We start from the raw sequence: 17,508 nt of genomic DNA on the forward strand, positions 1-17,508 counted from the left end.
TCATGACAAGGAACGACCATGTTTAGCAAAATCCTGATCGCCAACCGCGGCGAAATCGCTGTCCGTGTCATTCGGAGCTGCCGATCCCTCGGAATCAAGTCAGTAGCGGTTCATTCCGAGGCTGATTCGGCATCCCTGCACGTCCGCGAAGCCGATCGAGCCGTGAATTTGGGCGCTGGCCCGGCAAGCGAAAACTACCTGAACATCGAGGGCATCATTGCAGCTGCCCTTGAGACCGGCGCAGAGGCCATCCACCCCGGGTATGGGTTCCTTTCTGAGAACGCAGCCTTCGCGAAGGCTGTAGTGGATGCTGGGCTGGCCTTCATCGGGCCAAGTCCGGAGGCGATTTCGACCATGGGCGAGAAGGTCGCTGCCAGGGCTGTTGCCATTGCGGCCGAGGTGCCGCTCGCCCCCGGCTCAAAGAACGCCATCCGGGGTGCCGGAGACGTTATCGACTTCGGCTCCCGGCACGGGTACCCGATCCTCGTGAAGGCATCGGCCGGCGGCGGCGGCCGTGGCATGCGACTGGTCGAGTCCGAGGAACAGGCAGAGGACGCCGTCGCCGCAGCGGTCCGCGAAGCGACGGCCGCATTTGGCAACGGCGAGGTCTACCTGGAGCGGTATCTCACCAGCGCACGGCACGTTGAGGTGCAGGTCTTCGCCGACACACTGGGCAACACCGTCTACGTCGGGGACAGGGACTGCTCCGTCCAGCGCCGCCACCAAAAACTCATCGAAGAGTCGCCCGCCCCGGGCCTGTCCCCGGAGCTCCGTGCAGTCATGGGCGACGCGGCAGTCCGGCTCGCCCAGCACGTCGGCTACGCCGGCGCCGGGACCGTGGAATTCCTGGTGGAAGGCGAAAACTTCTACTTCCTCGAAATGAACACCCGCATCCAGGTGGAACACCCCGTCACCGAGATGGTGCACGGCGTGGACCTCATCGCCGAGCAGATCCGTGTGGCAGCCGGTGAAGAACTGAGCATCCGGGACCGGCTCACCCCGCAGGGTGCGGCTGTCGAAGCGCGCATTAACGCCGAAGACGTCGCAGGAGGGCGGTTCCTGCCCGCACCCGGGCTCATTGAGGAGCTCACGCCCCCCGAAGGGGAAGGTCTTCGCTTCGACGCCGGCTACCAGAGCGGCGACGAGGTCCTGCCGTACTACGACAGCCTCATCGGCAAGCTCATTGCCTATGGACCCGATCGTGAAACGGCACTGGCCAGGCTCGAGGACGGCCTCGAGAAGCTGGTGGTCCGCGGCGTTCCCACCACCGTCCCGGCCTCCCTCAAGGTGGTGCGCCACGAGGACTTCCAGGCGGCGCGATTCACCACCCGGTGGCTCGAAGAGACCGTCGACTTCTCGGAAGAACCCGAGGACGAGCCGCTGGCGCGCAATGAAGTGGAAGTCGGCGGACGCTTCTACATCATTCCGCAGTTCTCAGACCGCCCCGGCGCAGCAAACAACGGCGGACCAGGCTGGGCTCCGCCCGTGGAGGATGTCACAGCGGGCGGCCAACGGCCGCGAAGCAACCGTGCCCGGGGCAAGGGCAAGGCCACCGACGGAAGCATCAAGGCACCGATGCAGGGGACCATCATCAAGATCAACGTCGAGGAAGGCCAGGCCGTCGCAACGGGAGACGTCCTCTTTGTCCTGGAAGCGATGAAGATGGAGAACCCCATTCAGGCGCCGGCTGCCGGAATCGTCGGCCCGGTCCATGCCGTCGTGGGCGACTCGATGGCAGCCGGAACCCTGCTGACCCAACTCGTCCTGGAAGGGGCCAACTGATGAAGCCCTACCGCTCACTCCTCTTCGTCCCCGGCCACAAGCGAAGCTGGATCGACAAGGCCCTGGCCTCAGAGGCTGACGCGATCATCATCGACCTGGAGGACTCTGTCCCCGAACCGGACAAGGCGCTGGCGCGGACCAACGCCCGTGAAGCCCTCGACACCCACTCGGGTGACAAGGGCATCCTTATCCGCCCCAATGCCCTGGACACCATCCATTTCGGATCCGACATCGCTGAAACCACGCACGGGAACCTGACGGGTTTCCTGCTCCCCAAGCTCTTCTCACGCGATGACGTGGTGCGCTTCGACGCCCTGGTCACCGCCGCCGAAATCGCCTACGGGCTATCCAGGGGATCGGTGGAACTCATCCCGTCGCTGGAAACCGCTGCATCGATCAGCAAGGTTGACGAAATCCTGGCCGGTCCCCGAGTGGGCGGCGTCATGGCGGCGGCCGCCAAGGATGCCGACGTCTCCCGCGAAGTCGGCTTCAGCTGGACAGCGGAAGGTACCGAAACGCTGTACCTGCGCAGCAAAGTTGTCCTTGCAGCACGGGCGGCAGGGCTGCGCAGCATTGTTCTCGGCCTCTGGCAGGAGGTCAGCAACATTGACGGGCTTCGCCGCTTTGCGACAGCCAACAATGGGCTGGGCTACACCGGCCAGGTGCTGATCCATCCCACCCACGCCCCGGTGGCCAACGAGTCCTACGGCTTATCGTCGGCCATGCGCACCTACTACGAGGGGCTCGTTGAGGCTTTCGAAGAAGGTCAACGCCAAGGGCATGGTGCCGTCTCCTACCGTGGAGATCACATCGACCTCGCCCACGCAAACCACGCCCGCCAGGCTCTCGCCTTCGCCGGCAGCAACTAATAACGCAAACCCCACACCACAGGAGACACACCATGGCCGGAATGTATTACGAGGACTTCCAGGTAGGCGAAGTGATCCGCCACGAAGTCACCCGGACCGTCACTGAGACGGACAACCTGCTGATCACGGCATTGACCATGAACGTCCAGCCCCTGCACCTCGACGCCGAATTCTCGGCTAAGAGCATGTACGGCAAGCAGATCGTCAACAGCATCTTCACCCTGGGCCTTGTCACCGGGATCCCCGTCCAGGACACCACGCTCGGGACCACCCTGGGCAACCTCGGATTCCGGGACATCGAATTCCCCAAGCCCGTCTTCTTCGGCGACACCCTGCGCGTGGAAACCGAAGCACTGGACAAGCGCGTGTCCAATTCGCGGCCCGAGACAGGGATCGTCGGCATCGAACACCGCGGCTACAACCAGCACGGCGACGTGGTCTGCGTGGTCCGCCGCACCGCGCTGATGAAGCGCCAGCAGAGCGCGGAGGCAGAGGCTACCGCCAGCGCCTAGCTCGTTTACTCCCGAACGTGTGCGGGCCGGCCGGCAGAGATGCGGCCGGCCCGCTCCGTCCCAGCCGGAAGCAGGACCAAAGCAGTGCCCTTCCTGAACAGACTCCAGAGATGGGCCGACCTCCGCCCCGACGGCACAGCCGTCGCCGTCGGCGGCCGCGGACTCAGCTGGGCGGAACTCCGCGGGGCAGCAGAAGAGCTCGTCCCTTCCACTTCGGAAACCTACATCCTGTCCGAACCCAACTCAGCCCAATTCGCAGCGCTGTACTGCGCCGGGGTAGCCAAGGGGCGGCAAATCGCTGTGCTCGATCCCGCCTGGACGCCACAGGCCCAGGAAGAAGTGGCCCGCATGCTGCCCTCCCCGTCCCGCGCCACCGGGACGGCGCTGGAAGACGGCGACCCGGACGAGCCCTTCCTCATCGGCTTCACCGCCGGCACGACATCAACACCAAAGGCCTTCACGCGCTCCCGCCGGTCGTGGCAGGCCTCCTTTGACGCCTCAATCGAATTCTTCGGCCTCCGGCCGGAGGACAAAACATTGGCGCCGGGCCCGCTCTCGGCGAGCCTGAACCTCTACACACTTTCCGAATGCCTCTACGCCGGCACGGAATTCCACACCCTGCGCACCTTCGACGTCGGCGATGCCCACGCCGTCATCGCCCACGACGGCATCACGAGGCTGGTCCTCGTCCCCACGATGCTTCGGCTCCTCAGCGAACGGGGACTCATGGCATCGGTGGACGCCTCCGCCATCAGAACCATCATCTGTGCCGGGTCCAAGCTCGACGCCCGCACCTTGGAAGCCGCCAGGCGCTGGGCACCCAACGCCACCATCTTCGAGTATTACGGCGCCGCAGAACTCAGCTTCGTGGCCGGCCGGGGCCTGGAAGCAGGCGAACCGCTGGACGCCGCGGGCACGGCCATTGGGCGGCCCTTTCCCGGCGTCGAAGTGCGGATCGTCGATGACCATGGGGAGCCCCAGCCGGAGGGATGCGTGGGAAACATCAGAGTCAAGAGCCCCATGATCTGCCAAGGCTACCTTTGGGGCGACGACGGGAAAGCCCTCCGGCGCCTGAACGGTGGCTCCACGGTTGGTGATCAGGGATACCTTCTCGACGGGGTCCTCCACATTCTCGGCCGGAGCTCGGACATGATCAACACGGCAGGCAGGAACGTCTACCCGCATGAGGTCGAGCTCGCCCTGTCGTCCATCCCTGGCGTTGACGCTGCCGTGGCTGTCGGGTTTCACGATGACCTGCGCGGACAGCGTGTCGTTGCCGGAATCATTCCCTCCTGTGGAGGGCTCACCGCAGCCGCGCTCAACGCGGGCCTGCAGGCGCTCTTGGCCAGGGACAAGAGGCCTCTCCACTATTACTCCCTCACCGAGCTGCCCCTGACCGACAGAGGAAAGCTCAACCGGCGAATGCTTCTTGAATGGATCCGCAGCAACGATTCACGGCTCCGCCGCCTGCATTAGAGGAACGGTCACACTGAACAGGTGAGCGGGGCGGTCAGTCCCTGAGTTCCCTGGTCAGCACTTCAAACTCCTCCACGCTCAGAATCTGCATATGCTGCTCGGCGCTTGTCTCCGTCCGGATCCGCTCGGCCGCCTGTTGGCTTCCGTCAAGGGCATTTTTGTCGTCCCACAGGGTGATGGACAGGGACGTGTTGTCTTGGCTGTACAAATAATAGATGCCTTTGCAACCGGGCATTTCAAGCACCCGGTTGATGGTCTCGTCCGTGGGCGCCCCGGTACTCTCGGGCCCGGGACGATAGGTGCTGACTCTGGCGAACATTAATTCCTCCAATCGTGCGCTGCAGGGACCGCTCGCCACGTGGCCTGGAAACGAAAAGCCGCCGCCTGCAGGAAAAATGCCGACTGCTCCAGATGTGGCTGGGACCCCTTCATCAAGTAAGGATCCAATTGGGTCTGGGCACAAGACCGTCACGGTTTTCCGGCTCGACGCACCATTCACGCTGCTCGGCACGGCTGACTTAGGGCACGTCGAAAGTAATCCCAGGCCAGCGGCCAGAACGCCTGACCCGGATCCCTAAGGTCGCGGTTCGGCGGTTTTGGCGCCCGGGTAACGCCGGTCGACCCAGGGTGCCGCGCCGGGGACGTTGGGTCGACCCGCGCCAGTTTTGGAGTAGACGGGACGATCCCGTCCAGGTTTCATATGCCCTCCGGGTTTTGAAGCACGAGGCAGTGGGGCCGGCCAGGGACACAAGAAGGCACGCGATGCGCGGGCGATGACGTCGCCGACGAACACTTCCCGGGCGCATTCACAGTGGAATCGCAGGGGTGGGTCCGGTGGCGCCTCGAGCATGTCCAGCGCATCACCGTCGCCTTAAAGCGCCGTTCGTGCACTGTCCAGCAGGTCAGCGATCATCGTGATCCATCCCATGATCCGCAGGAGCAGGTGCTCCGTGCTACGGATGTGGCTATACGGTTGCCGACCATAACGCCGGCGGCGCAGGCCGCATGCCGCAGCCTCGTGAAATTAATGCGCGGATTGGTTTGGCCGTCAGGCGTGGCTCAGGACGCCAGCTACGGATAGCAGGGGAGTGCAATCTCCATCTGGGGGATGAGCCAAGGTGTGGTTCTAGGCCGAAGTTGCCTCACCATCCCGGGCGATGACCGCAATGCTGGTCACGGTCAGAACCACCATGGCTGAAATGAAGTTTTCCGCGTCTACGAGTACGTGCTTGCCCAGCTCTCCTGAGAACGCCTTGCCGGCTCCATCGGCGTCCTCAAAAACGAACTCCACAATCCCGTCGACTTCGACGTCCGGCGCAGGGTAGTTTTCCCGCGCGCCTGAGGCCGTCACGTGGTGCTGTGTGTAGGAGATGATGTGCGGAAGCTGGCGCACCATCGGGGCATGCACTTCACTCCAATAACGCTGGAATTCGCCGCGCGAAATTCCGGGCTTGCGCTGGAGCAGTGTCAACTGCCTCAAGTAGGGCATGGGTCTTTCTCCTGGAGTGTTGGCTGGCTGTCGCGTTGCAGGGCAGGACGGCTCTGGGCCTAGTAAGAGCGTGGAAGCCCCAAGTGCTGCTCGCCGATGTAGTTGCGGATCATGTCGTCCGTGAGTGGGGCGAACGTGTAAAGCCGGGCGTCCCGGAAGTAGCGCTGCATGGGCAGTTGCCGCAGGAAACCCCAACCGCCCATTGCCCGCATCCCGACGTCGGTGGCAGTGGTTGCGGCGTCGGCTGCGGCCAGTTTCGCCATGGCCGAAAGGGTTTCGTCAGCCCCGGCATGCCGATCTGAAGTGGTGGCTGCCTTCTCCAACAACAGCCGCGCGCTCTCGACTTTGACGCTGCAGTCGACGAGCTTGTGCTGCAGGGCCTGGAAGGCACCGATCGGCCGGCCGAAGGCGTGCCTTTCCTTCACGTAGTCGACCGCGTAGTCAAGAGCGCCCCGCGCGATTCCCAGTGCGACGGCTGCGCCGTTCAACCGTTCGCCGTTGAGCGTGCCCAGGACGTGGCGGAAGCCTTTGTCCACTTCGCCGAGTACCAAATCTGCGGGAACGCGTACGTCGGTGAATTCGATATCGCACTGTTCCAGCGCCCGGATGCCCATCGTGTCAATAGGCATCGTTGCGATGCCGGACGTGGCCCGGGGAACGATGAACATGGTGATTCCATCGATCGATGACCGCTGAATCTCACTTGTGCGCGCCAGGACGATGAGGTAATCCGCGTCGGAGGCGCCGCCGATCCACTTCTTGGGCCCATTGATCAGGAAGGACCCGTCGGGCTGCCGGACGGCCCTGGTCATCATGGCCCGTGCCACATCCGTCCCGCCGGCCGGTTCACTCAAGGCAAAGGACATTTTGGCGTCGCCAGCGAAAAGCGGGGCGAGGAATCTTTCCTGCTGGTCGCGGCTGCCGAAGGAATGCAGCAGTTCGACACCCATGTACTGGACCACGAAGCTGACCCCCATGGAGGTGGCGCGGGCGCCGAGTTCTTCCAGTACCACGGTCTGGCTGCGGTGGCTGGCTTTGGCCCCGCCGATCCCTGACTCCAGCTGGACGAAACCGGCTTTCGCCAGCGTACGGAAAATTTCGATGTCGTACGTCTCACCTTCGTCATGGGCCGTCAGGCGTTCTTCCGTGACGTGTTCGTCCAGAAGCTGAACGAGCCGTGTCCGTAACCCGTCAGGGTCCTCGCGGCGGCCTCCGGCTGAGGCGTTGACAATAGGCTCACTGTCCGCGGTGATGCTCATGGGAGAAGCTCCTTGCTTGGTATACAGACTTCGTGTTGTCTAGCGGCGCTTAATCAGGAAGCTGCTGGAGAACGTCATCACCGTGCTGCCATCCTGCTTTACGACTGTGTAGTCGATGGTCCACAGCCCGGCACCGGCTTTGCTGGTTTCCCGGGCCTGGCTGACAGTTGCCTCCACATGAATCGTGTCCCCAATGAAGACCGGCTTTACCGCGCGGACAGCATCCAGCCCAAGCCAGGCGATGACGTTGCTGAAGTATCCGGTCTGGGTCATCAATCCCAGCCCAACTGACAGTGTGAGCGGCCCGTGGCCGATCCTCTGGCCAAATGGAGTCTGCGCCGCGTACTCCTCATCCAAGTGGAGGGACACCCAGTCGCCGGTGAGTCCGGCCCACTGCACCAGGTGCGCCTCGGTGACGGTGATACCCGGGCTTTGCAGCCGGTCACCTGTCTCAAGGGCGTCCCAGAAATGGTCCGGGCGTCCCTTGACCAGCTTCTCCTGGACCTGCTCGCTCATCTGTTCTCCTTTGGGGGACCGTGATTCTCCACAGCATCGGCTGCCTTTCAGCCGAAGCCTCTCAGGCAAGCATAGACTAACGGGCGTTCGTACGACTAGGGATTTGGTGAACTCCCCCTTCGGCACCCAGGCGCAGCCCGCCCAACCCCGTTCCCGGGGCGATGGATTAGGCGCCTCTTGCGTGCGACACGCATCACACCCTAAACTCCGTACGAACGCTTGTTTCTTTCCTCACCGTTATCGAGCACTACGGGGGAGGGGAGCGCACCGAAGGTCCGCAGCAACCGACCCGAACCGCGAGCGTCGCGGGAGACGCCGATCTCCCCTACTCTTCAATTAACTAAGGAATGAGTTCCAATGTCGGAATTGACTAATCCCGTCCAAGCTTCGGCGCCGGATGTGCCCGGGGCCCCAGCGTTTGATCCGCGGACCTCGCGACGGGCGGTCGCGAGTGGCACGTTCGGCACCGCGCTGGAGTGGTTCGACTTTGCCGTGTACGGCACGCTGTCGGCGACCCTGTTCCCCCAGCTCTTCTTCCCCAGCTTTGACACGAATACGGCAATTCTGGCCTCTTTCGCCACCTTTGGAGCTGGCATGGTCGCCCGCCCCCTCGGCGGAATCTTCTTCGGGGCGCTCGGTGACAAGATTGGCCGACGAAACGTCCTCATGTTCACCCTCATGCTCATGGGCGTTTCCTCGGTGCTGATCGGTCTGCTTCCGAATTACGCCGTGGCGGGGATCATTGCCCCGATGCTTCTTGTCCTGCTGCGCTTCCTGCAGGGCTTCGCCCTCGGCGGGGAGGCCTCGGGCGTTCAGGTGCTTGTCGTCGAGCACGCCCCCTCAGCCCATCGAGGCCTGTACGGAGGAATCCTGGCTACAGGCTCGCCCCTTGCCCAGACCTTCGCGTCGGTCACCCTTACGGGGCTGGCTATGTTTCTCTCCAAGGAAGACTTTTCCTCGTGGGGATGGAGGGTCCCCTTCCTGATGGGTGTGCTACTGCTCGTTGTAGGTGTGTTCATCCGCCGGCGGGTCGAAGAAACCCCTGCCTTCAAGGAAAGCCAGAAGAAGGCTGCCGAATCCGCGGTTCCCCAGGAACGCGCCCTGGCAGTGATTGCGAAGAAGCCCGGAACCGTCATCAAGCTGGTGCTGTCCTGGGCCGCGTCCGCGGGGTTGTTCTGGATCAGCGTCACCTATGCCGTGAATTACCTGACCAAGGAGCTCGGCTACGACAACTCGATCACTTTCGGGCTCCTGCTCATGGCAAACCTCATCTCCATTCCTGCTGCGCTTCTTGGAGGCCGGCTCAGTGACAGCATCGGCCGCAAGAAGACAATGCTGCTCGGCCTGACCATGCAGGGTCTCGCGGCGGCCACCATGTTCCCCATCATGAATTCCATGAATTACCCGGCAAGCGTCGCGATCATCACACTGGCGCTGTGCGGTATCCAGGTCACGGCTGGCACCCAGGCCGCCTTCTTCTCCGAAGCGCTCCCTACGTCCATGCGCTACACGGGCTCGGCGCTGGGCATGACCCTGGCCGGCCTGTTCTTTGGGGCGCCGATCCCGTTCGTTGCCGCCTGGATCTTCCAGCACACCAGCAACGGCATCCTAGCCTTGACCTGCATCGGGCTCGGACTGGTGGTCATCTCTGTCATTGCCGTCCTGACGCTGCCGGAACGCTACAAGCAGTCGCTTCACGGGGAACACTGACATAAACGGGGATCGAAACTTTCACCTCCGGCACCCTCGTTAGCAACACTTCGGGCCGCGCCCATATGGCGCGGCCCGCAGTGTTGCCTGATCCTCGGCGATTTAATGAGGCACGCTGAGGGAATCTTCGGGGATACGCCTGAAGGTTCTGTGGCGGGCATCGCTTTTAGATGACGGGCACCGAGGCTCCTCTTCCTAGTCCATGCCTGCACGCAAGTCCATGCCCTGCAGCGGAGCGGGTAACCGCGGTTAGGCCTTCCCGAGCAATTTGGCTTGTTCGACAAGATCGGCCGCCCACGGTCGCTTTCCATGGTGGAACAACATACCCTTGGGCAGGCCTTGGACGGTCGCGGTAGTACCGGAGATATCGATAGTGATCCTGCCGTTTGGTGATGTGCAGGTCGCCGTAAGATTCGGGGAGCACCGGATCCATCCAGAGGCCGCCGCGGGCCACGTCGGCGTAATATCCCATTAGGCCCTTCACAAGCTGGATAGGGGTAGTGGCGGCGCAGGCCTGCGGCGAGCACGCCGTGGGATAGGGAAGCGGTTCGTCGAATTGGTCCCGGCTGAATCCACAGAACAATTCCGGCAGCCTCCCTTCCGAATATTCGGCCGCTTCAAACAAGGCAGTGGAGATCCGCTGCGCCTGCTCCACGAAGCCGTAGCGCAGGAGACCGGCCGCGATGATTGCGTTGTCGTGGGGCCACACCGATCCGTTGTGGTAACTTGCGGGATTGTAAGCGCCCATGTCACTCGCCAAGGTTCGGACGCCCCACCCGCTGAACATCTCCGGGGACATGAGTCGCTCCGCCACCAGCGGGGCCTTGTCCTGGTCGATGATGCCAAACAACAGGCATTGGCCCATGTTGGACGCGCACGCATCGACAGGCCGCTTCTTTCCGTCGAGGGCGACGGCGTAATAGCCGTGCTCAGGCAACCAGAACCGTTCGTTGAACTGCCTCTTCAACGTCGCCCCACGTTCCCGGTATTCAGCCGCCAAGGCCATGTCACCGGCGTCATAGGCTATCCAGAAGCGGGCAAGATACGCACTGTAGACGTAGGCCTGCACTTCGCAGAGTGCAATGGGCGGCTCGGCCAGGGTGCCGTCAGCAAAGTTGATGCCGTCCCAGGAGTCCTTCCAACCCTGGTTGATCAGCCCTTGGTCGTTCAGACGCTGGTACTCGACGAATCCGTCGCCGTCCTTGTCTCCGTAGTCCCGGATCCAGGCCAGCGCCCGGTCAACGTGCGGCAGCAGCGCTGAGATGGTTTCCGGGGCGAATCCCCAGCGGCTCACTTCCCCGAACAACGCGACGAACAACGGCGTGGCGTCGACGCTGCCGTAGTAGGCAGACTTGCCGCCCAGGGCAAGACCGCTGGAGACATCGAGCCTGACCTCGTGGAGGATCTTCCCGGGTTCCTCCTCGCTCATCTCATCGACGGCACTGCCCTGGCGATCGGCCAGCGTCTGGATGGTGCCAAAGGCCAGTGACGGGTCCACCGGCAACGCCATGAGGGATGCCCATAGGGAGTCCCGCCCGAAAAGCGCCATGAACCACGGCGCGCCGGCGGCTACCACGATCCGGTCCGGATGGGCGGGGTCCTCGATCCGAAGGGCGCCCAGGTCGTCATAGCTGCGCCGAAGCGTCCGCTCGATGGAGCGGTTGCCCATCCGCAGCAACGGGATCTTCGACACCCACTCCTGCCGACGAAGGTCCCGCGGCGATACTCCCCTGGCACGGATAAAGGGTGACAACGGATGGGACTGAATGGCGGTCGGCACCGCTCGTATGGTTGCGCTCCATTGTCCGTGCGGCGGCACTACCGTGCGGTAGGTCAGAGCCTCAGGCGAGGCGTCGGCGCCACTGGCGGACACGACGACACCTTTCCGAATGTCCTGCCAGGCGGCCCTGATGGTCAGCGCGTCGCCTTCCGCCTGCCGGGACTCATTCCAGCGCCGTTGGATGCGCGCCTCCTTCACCTCAAAGAGGTCAGCGAAATCCGCTTCAACCCTGAGGCGGACCACACATTCGGCCCGGCCGGCGCGTAGTTTCTGACCGTTATCTGCTCCACGATTCCGCCGCCGACCTCGCGGAGGCGTACAACAATCAGCGGGCTGTCCGCGTGCCCGTCCGGACGGGGAACGCGGCCGGCAAACAGGCCCCGGTACGGTTCCTTGGTTTTAGCCGCCAGCGGCTCCAACGGGGCACCATTAACGGTCAGATGCCAGCCGGACAGGATACGGGTGTCCTCATAAAAAACCCCGTGCGGGTATTCCGGATGAATGTCGCCGTTCGCCGAGGAGATGCAGAAGGAAGAGCCCTCCACCAGGGTGACCGAGCCGGGCCCCAACGGCCCGGCAGCGGTGTCAGCGTTCCATCCAGCCATCCGGGCTCCTTCAAAGGGCTGACCTCACCGCCAGGAGACCCGGCCCAGCACTGTACGCACCCCGGTCCGGCCACCTGCTCCAATCGACGCTACCCCTGTGTGCCTGATGATGCCATAGGCCGCTGGACGAGCCCTCGACGACCGCAACCCAACCCGGAATTACTTGCAGTCGGCGGAACTCGATGGAGGAGTGCGATATTGCATCAAAGGAAACATTCACTTCTACCGGCACTCTACGTATCAAGCCGTACTCAGCTGATCCTTTCAACCCTAGGAAGATGATTGACACCGAGTGAGACATGGGTAACATTGAGGAAGCAAGAACGAGCGATTGTTCGTACTCGATTTAGTCAAGGATGACTGGCTGCTGCTCGGCCACGGATGGAGAAAAAATGAAGGCTTTAGTACTGACGGAGTTCGGCAAGGATCTTGAAGTTCTGGAGGTGCCGGAGCCGGACCTGACAGCCAAGGGCGCGCTGATCCGGGTCGAAGCGAATGGGATCTGTCGCAGTGACTGGCACCTCTGGATGGGCGACTGGGACTGGCTGGGCCTGAAGCTGGAACTGCCCCACGTGATGGGCCACGAGTTCGCCGGCGTCATTGAAGAGGTGGGATCCGAAGTTTCGCGTTACAAGAAGGGTGACCGCGTCGTCGTACCCCACGCTCACGGTTGTGGGCACTGCGAGTACTGCCTCGCAGGGCATAACAACATCTGTGAAAACGTCTCGTTCGCCGGCACCAACTACTGGGGCGGCTATGGCCGCTTCGTCGAGGTTCCGGACGCCGACCGCAACCTCGTCCGTCTGCCCGAGAACGTTGACTTTGACGCGGCCGCCGGCCTGGGATGCAGGTTCATGACCGCCTTCCACGGCATCGTGGACCAGGTCAGCGTCAAGCCTGGCGAATGGGTATCGGTTCACGGCTGCGGCGGGCTGGGCCTCTCGGCAATCCACATCGCCGCTGCCATGGGGGCCAACGTCATCGCCGTGGACATCAACGAGGACTCCCTCGCGCTGGCAAAGTCGCTCGGTGCAGTGGCAACCGTCAACGGGCGGAACGAAGACCCGGTCGCGGCAATCCGGGAGCTTACCAAGGGCGGAGCCCACGTAGCCGTGGACGCCCTCGGGATCTCCATCACCTGCCAGGCCGCGGTCAATAGCCTCCGCAAGCGCGGCCGCCTCCTGCAGGTCGGCCTGACATCCAAGGAAGAAAAGGGCATGATTGCCCTGCCCATCGACAGCATCGTCCTTCAGGAACTGTCGATCGTCGGGTCAGCCAACATGCCGGTCTCCCGCTACCCCGACATGATGCGCATGGTCGAGCGCGGCATCCTGAACCCGGGCAGCATGATCACCAACCGAGTAGGACTTGACGAAGCCGGGAGCATTATCGCCTCCATGGGTGAATTCAAAGGCAGCGGCATCAGTGTCCTCAACCGCTGGTAGCACACCAGCCAACGTCACCACTCTCCTGAACAGCTGAAAGGCTCCTGAAATGAAGATGCTTATCAATGGGGAAAAGCGCGACGCCCGCAATGGCGCCATCTCCGAAACACTGAATGTCGCCACCAATGAAGTCATCGATACGATCCCCTCTGCCACCGCGGAAGACATCCAGGAGGCCTTGGAACACGCGCAGGAGGGCGCAAAGATCTGGGCTGAGACACCTGCCCACCAGCGCTCATCCGTCCTGACAAGGTTCGTGGCGACACTGCGCGAAAACATCGATGAGCTTGCGGTCCTGCTGGCCGGTGAGAGCGGTAAGATCCTCGCCCATTCCCGGAACGAGCTGGAAACAGCCGCGCGAATCTTTGAGGGATTCGCCGAGGAGTCCAAGCGGATCTTTGGTCAGTCCATCCCGTTGGATATCCAGCCCGGGCTTGAGGGGGATCTCCTCATTACCAAGCGCGAGCCCTTGGGCGTTATTGCCGCCATCCTTGCCTTCAACTTTCCGGCTGAACTTTACGCACAGAAAGTTGGCGCCGCCCTCGCCGGCGGAAACGCTGTTATCGTCAAGCCCCCGCAGGATGACTCCCTCACCTGCATCCGGATGACCGAAATGCTTCTTGAAGCCGGCGTGCCGGGCAAGACGCTGCAGATTGTGACGGGATCCGGATCGGTGACTGGCGACTACCTGTCTCGCAGCGCACTGATCAACGGACTGAGCTTTACCGGCAGCACGAGGGTCGGAGAAATGATTGCGGAAAACACGGCGCGTAACGTCGTCCGCACCTTCCTTGAGCTCAACGGCAACGATGCGTTCATCGTTTGCGAGGACGCCGACATCGACCTTGCGGTCCAGCACGCCGCCATCGGCCGCCTATACGGCAACGGGCAGGTCTGCGTGGCCACGAAGAGGATTCTGGTCGAGGAATCACGTTACAGCGAGTTCCTTGCAAAGCTTACGGATCAGGTGCAGGGCAAGAAATCAGGGGACCCGACCGATCCCTCGACCGAGATCGGCCCGCTCATCAACGAGCGTGCGGCGAAGGACGTTGAGAACCAGATCCAGCAGGCCGTGTCTGAAGGCGCCACTATTCACCTTGGTGGCAAGCGGGACGGGGCATTCGTCGAGCCCACCATCCTTGAAATCACCAGGGAAGTCGGGATTGCAACCGACGATGAAATCTTCGGCCCGGTGTTCTCCGTTCTGCCCTTCCGAGGCATCGAGGAAGCCCTTGAAATTTCCAATGCCTCCTCATTCGGGCTCGGCGGTGCGGTCTTCTCGACCGACTTCCACAAAGCCTATTACGCTGCCAGCCGCATGCAGACGGGCATGGTTTCCATCAACGGCGGCAACTGCTACCGTCCCGACGGAAGTGCCTTTGGCGGGTACAAGAAGAGCGGCATCGGACGCGAAGGCTTCCTGTACACGCTTGAGGAACTCACTCAGATCAAGAGCATTGTGATGCGCGGAATCCTCACGAACCCGCTGTCTCCCAGCGCTGCAACCGGAACTGAAACCATCACCGGCGACTAGCCGCTTGGCTGGCCGGCCCTCAGTGGGCCGGCCAGCCAGAAACCGGTGGAAGGGCCTGGACGGCTCACGCCGGAAAGCATGCATCACCACTGCTTGAATGGGTAATTTGATCCTGCCCATATATCTGTAAAAAACCCGGCATTAACCCCGTCACGGTGAAAACGACACGGCGAAAAGCGAGGAGAATGCTTTTGCAGAAAGACCGCGGCAGCGTGTTCGCCAACGATTTCACACCCGTCCGTTTATCGACGAACATTTCTAATTAACTAAGCAACCGCACGCCTACGCCGTGAGCCTAGGGGTGCGGCCGAAACATTGCTTCGGGCTCTAGACTCCGCGGTCGGCGCTCTTCAGGCCTCGGAGTGCACAGACCTGCGTCCCGCCCGGGCGCCAATCCCTGAGCGCGCCTTGGAAAAGTCCGCGCCAGCCCCGTAGTTCCGATCGTGGCCCGGCAGCGCCAGGAGCGCTGTCCCCTTGGCTGCGGGTAGTGCTCTGACACTCTTAATACCGGATTTTCCCTCATGCCCTCAACAGCACCGCCCCCGGTTCTCTTGGGGGCATTTTCATCTCCTGCAGATAAATTTTCACCGCCGAAATAGCGGGAGTTGTTAGCAATCAGGAATTTGTTGACAAAGTGGCGCCCGTCACAGCAAACTAGTGTATGTTCGTATTGAGCAGCCTGCCGAATTGCCCCACGAAGCGTATGAGGCGCAATGGAGCAGCCCCGGACGGTTTTACGTCTGCGACAGAAGAGGCCCAAAATGTCTATTGAAACTAATGAAGACCGCAGTACCAACGCCACTCTTGAGGACCTGAGCCGGCGGCTTACGCGACTCGAGGATGTCCAGGCAATCGAGAAGCTCAAGTACACATACGCGGGCTACTGCGACGACTCCTACAACCCGGACGGCATCGCCCGCCTCTTCGTGGAGGATGGCCGGTGGATCGTCGATGGAGAGGGCGCCACCCTGACCGGGCGCGACGCCATCAAGAATCACTTTGCAGCTCTCTCCGAGCGGATCTCATGGGCCCTGCATTTCGTCATGGCGCCCAATATTTCCGTCTCCGATGACGGAGAGACCGCAACAGGGACGTTCTACCTGCTGTGCCTGTGCACCATCGAGCAGACCAATAACCCCGACAAGAAGGACGCCGTCGTCCTCACCGTCACCTACTCCGACAAGTTCGTCAAACGCGACGGCCGTTGGTTCTTCGAAGAGCTGATCGGGCGCACCCACCAGGTCTCCAACTGGGACAAAGGCTGGGCCGAGCAGCAGTTCCGGGACTAACCGTCCCCGCTTAGCGCCGGCCGGCGCATGACTTCGAACCACAGAGTGCCCCTTCGGGCCCCTCAGCTTCTCCCTCTAAGGAAACACCATGAAATGCTCGCTAACTTCCCGGCGGACCCTTTCGGCCGCCGCCGCAGTCCTGACAGCACTGCTCTTCACCGGCTGCACGGTCGAAGGCCCTAATTCGGCCGCTCCGGGCGGCGAGGGAGCAGCTGCTGCAGCGGCGAAATCCGGAGGCGCACCGCTTCCCGTTGACCAACTCTGCGGTGACAAGCCGATCAAGATCGCCCACGTGGCAGGGTTCGGCGCCAACTCCTGGCGGAAGATCACCGAAGCCGAGCTCAAGGACGAGCTCTCTGCCTGCAAGAACGTGACTGTGGACTACTCCCAGGCCGACGGCGACCTGCAAAAGTACATCACCGCAATCAACTCCTACAGCGCTCAGGGCTACGACGCCATCGTCACCTATGACGACTTCGGCAGCCAGGCGCTCAGCGCCCTCACCAACGCCAAGAAGGCCGGCGTTGTCGTCGTTCCGTACATCGCCGACCCGGGCGGCAAGGTCGGCACCGACTACGACGGTTACGTGGCATACGACTTCAAGACCGAAGGTGACACCATGGCCAAATGGCTGGCCAAACAGGTCCCGGCCGGCGGAAACGTCATCTTCACCGGCGGACTTCCCAGCGGCAGCCCATCAACCGTGGAGCTCCTCAAAGGCATCCAAGCGACCAACGAACAAACCAACGCCTTCAAATTGGCAACACCTGACCCGATTGCTTCAAGCTGGGACCCCGCGTTCATGCAGCGTGCGATGTCCGGTGTGCTGACGAAGTTCGACAAGATCGATGGCTGGGCCTCCGACTATGGCGTCGCTGACCTGGGCGGTCTCCGCGCTATGGTCAACGCAAACCGCTCCATTCCCCCGCTGGCAACCTCCGCGACGGATAACGAGCTCGGTTGCTTCTGGCTGGAGCAGAAAGACAAGAACCCCAAGTTCCAGCTCCTGACCCTTGACGGCACCACCACGGTGGTCCGCATCGCCGGCCGCAAGGCACTCGCCGCGTTGAACAAGTTGCCGGACAACGAACCGGAACTCTTCAAGCTGACCACCTTCGTCGACACCGCCAACGGAAAGCTTCCGACCTGCAACAAGGACCTGCCGCCGGACGCTGATCTGTCCTCCGCTCTTTCACCCGAGAAGTTGAAGGCAGTCTTCCAGTGACTTCCTCTGTTCACGGA

The 17,508-nt window shown here is 62.4% G+C and carries 13 protein-coding genes and 1 pseudogene; 9 read left to right on the forward strand and 5 right to left on the reverse strand.

Going from position 1 to position 17,508, the window contains the following annotated elements; translation table 11 throughout:
- Positions 1 to 18 precede the first annotated feature (18 nt).
- The 4 genes from DBZ45_RS10950 to DBZ45_RS10965 all read left to right on the forward strand — a co-directional run bounded on the left by DBZ45_RS10950 (position 19) and on the right by DBZ45_RS10965 (position 4,639).
- The gene (locus tag DBZ45_RS10950; protein ID WP_111903927.1) at positions 19 to 1,782 is read left to right on the forward strand and encodes an acetyl/propionyl/methylcrotonyl-CoA carboxylase subunit alpha; all 1,764 of its coding nucleotides are present in this window, start codon (positions 19 to 21) and stop codon (positions 1,780 to 1,782) included.
- Entirely contained in the window at positions 1,782 to 2,651 is an 870-nt protein-coding gene (locus DBZ45_RS10955; protein ID WP_111903928.1) for an HpcH/HpaI aldolase/citrate lyase family protein, read from the forward strand. Before DBZ45_RS10950 ends, DBZ45_RS10955 begins: the two co-directional genes overlap by 1 nt.
- 32 nt (positions 2,652 to 2,683) lie before the next feature.
- Positions 2,684 to 3,163 carry a MaoC family dehydratase gene (locus DBZ45_RS10960; RefSeq protein WP_111903929.1) on the forward strand — a complete coding sequence of 160 codons (480 nt, stop codon included), beginning with the start codon at positions 2,684 to 2,686 and terminating at the stop codon, positions 3,161 to 3,163.
- A gap of 84 nt (positions 3,164 to 3,247) precedes the next feature.
- Positions 3,248 to 4,639, forward strand: coding sequence for a class I adenylate-forming enzyme family protein (locus DBZ45_RS10965; RefSeq protein WP_111903930.1), 1,392 nt, complete (start codon positions 3,248 to 3,250; stop codon positions 4,637 to 4,639).
- Between the two features lie 34 nt (positions 4,640 to 4,673).
- Here DBZ45_RS10965 and DBZ45_RS10970 read toward each other — a convergent pair whose 3' ends face one another.
- From DBZ45_RS10970 to DBZ45_RS10985, 4 genes are all read right to left on the reverse strand, one after another.
- Positions 4,674 to 4,958 carry a hypothetical protein gene (locus tag DBZ45_RS10970; RefSeq protein WP_111903931.1) on the reverse strand — a complete coding sequence of 95 codons (285 nt, stop codon included), beginning with the start codon at positions 4,956 to 4,958 and terminating at the stop codon, positions 4,674 to 4,676.
- Positions 4,959 to 5,765: 807 nt separating this feature from the next.
- A complete protein-coding gene (locus tag DBZ45_RS10975; RefSeq protein WP_111903932.1) occupies positions 5,766 to 6,128 on the reverse strand; it encodes an EthD domain-containing protein in 363 nt (120 codons plus the stop codon).
- A gap of 59 nt (positions 6,129 to 6,187) precedes the next feature.
- A complete protein-coding gene (locus DBZ45_RS10980) occupies positions 6,188 to 7,387 on the reverse strand; it encodes an acyl-CoA dehydrogenase family protein (RefSeq protein WP_111903933.1) in 1,200 nt (399 codons plus the stop codon).
- Positions 7,388 to 7,426: 39 nt separating this feature from the next.
- The gene (locus DBZ45_RS10985) at positions 7,427 to 7,903 is read right to left on the reverse strand and encodes a MaoC/PaaZ C-terminal domain-containing protein (protein ID WP_111903934.1); all 477 of its coding nucleotides are present in this window, start codon (positions 7,901 to 7,903) and stop codon (positions 7,427 to 7,429) included.
- Positions 7,904 to 8,260: 357 nt separating this feature from the next.
- Here DBZ45_RS10985 and DBZ45_RS10990 point away from each other — a divergent pair, with 357 nt between their 5' ends.
- Positions 8,261 to 9,613 (forward strand): MFS transporter, encoded by a 1,353-nt coding sequence (locus DBZ45_RS10990; RefSeq protein WP_111903935.1) that lies wholly within the window; start codon positions 8,261 to 8,263, stop codon positions 9,611 to 9,613.
- A gap of 249 nt (positions 9,614 to 9,862) precedes the next feature.
- Here DBZ45_RS10990 and DBZ45_RS10995 read toward each other — a convergent pair.
- Positions 9,863 to 11,998, reverse strand: a pseudogene (locus tag DBZ45_RS10995) (amylo-alpha-1,6-glucosidase).
- Between the two features lie 392 nt (positions 11,999 to 12,390).
- On the opposite strand from DBZ45_RS10995, the gene DBZ45_RS11000 reads away from it, so the two are divergent.
- From DBZ45_RS11000 to DBZ45_RS11015, 4 genes are all read left to right on the forward strand, one after another.
- Positions 12,391 to 13,443: a zinc-dependent alcohol dehydrogenase family protein gene (locus DBZ45_RS11000; RefSeq protein WP_111903936.1), complete on the forward strand. Its 1,053-nt coding sequence runs from the start codon at positions 12,391 to 12,393 to the stop codon at positions 13,441 to 13,443.
- A gap of 49 nt (positions 13,444 to 13,492) precedes the next feature.
- Positions 13,493 to 14,977, forward strand: coding sequence for an aldehyde dehydrogenase family protein (locus DBZ45_RS11005; protein WP_111903937.1), 1,485 nt, complete (start codon positions 13,493 to 13,495; stop codon positions 14,975 to 14,977).
- A gap of 761 nt (positions 14,978 to 15,738) precedes the next feature.
- Positions 15,739 to 16,266, forward strand: coding sequence for a nuclear transport factor 2 family protein (locus DBZ45_RS11010; RefSeq protein ID WP_111903938.1), 528 nt, complete (start codon positions 15,739 to 15,741; stop codon positions 16,264 to 16,266).
- A gap of 88 nt (positions 16,267 to 16,354) precedes the next feature.
- Positions 16,355 to 17,491, forward strand: coding sequence for a substrate-binding domain-containing protein (locus tag DBZ45_RS11015; protein ID WP_111903939.1), 1,137 nt, complete (start codon positions 16,355 to 16,357; stop codon positions 17,489 to 17,491).
- Positions 17,492 to 17,508 lie beyond the last annotated feature (17 nt).

The sequence above is a fragment of the Arthrobacter globiformis genome, from assembly GCF_003261175.1.
Classification (GTDB): domain Bacteria; phylum Actinomycetota; class Actinomycetes; order Actinomycetales; family Micrococcaceae; genus Arthrobacter; species Arthrobacter globiformis_A.

Coding starts and splice junctions, on each gene's coding strand:
- DBZ45_RS10950 (WP_111903927.1), top strand. CDS start 19: ATGTTTAGCAAAATCCTGATCGCCAACCGCGGCGAAATCGCTGTCCGT.
- DBZ45_RS10955 (WP_111903928.1), top strand. CDS start 1,782: ATGAAGCCCTACCGCTCACTCCTCTTCGTCCCCGGCCACAAGCGAAGC.
- DBZ45_RS10960 (WP_111903929.1), top strand. CDS start 2,684: ATGGCCGGAATGTATTACGAGGACTTCCAGGTAGGCGAAGTGATCCGC.
- DBZ45_RS10970 (WP_111903931.1), bottom strand. CDS start 4,958: ATGTTCGCCAGAGTCAGCACCTATCGTCCCGGGCCCGAGAGTACCGGG.
- DBZ45_RS10975 (WP_111903932.1), bottom strand. CDS start 6,128: ATGCCCTACTTGAGGCAGTTGACACTGCTCCAGCGCAAGCCCGGAATT.
- DBZ45_RS10980 (WP_111903933.1), bottom strand. CDS start 7,387: ATGAGCATCACCGCGGACAGTGAGCCTATTGTCAACGCCTCAGCCGGA.
- DBZ45_RS10985 (WP_111903934.1), bottom strand. CDS start 7,903: ATGAGCGAGCAGGTCCAGGAGAAGCTGGTCAAGGGACGCCCGGACCAT.
- DBZ45_RS10990 (WP_111903935.1), top strand. CDS start 8,261: ATGTCGGAATTGACTAATCCCGTCCAAGCTTCGGCGCCGGATGTGCCC.
- DBZ45_RS11000 (WP_111903936.1), top strand. CDS start 12,391: ATGAAGGCTTTAGTACTGACGGAGTTCGGCAAGGATCTTGAAGTTCTG.
- DBZ45_RS11005 (WP_111903937.1), top strand. CDS start 13,493: ATGAAGATGCTTATCAATGGGGAAAAGCGCGACGCCCGCAATGGCGCC.
- DBZ45_RS11010 (WP_111903938.1), top strand. CDS start 15,739: ATGTCTATTGAAACTAATGAAGACCGCAGTACCAACGCCACTCTTGAG.
- DBZ45_RS11015 (WP_111903939.1), top strand. CDS start 16,355: ATGAAATGCTCGCTAACTTCCCGGCGGACCCTTTCGGCCGCCGCCGCA.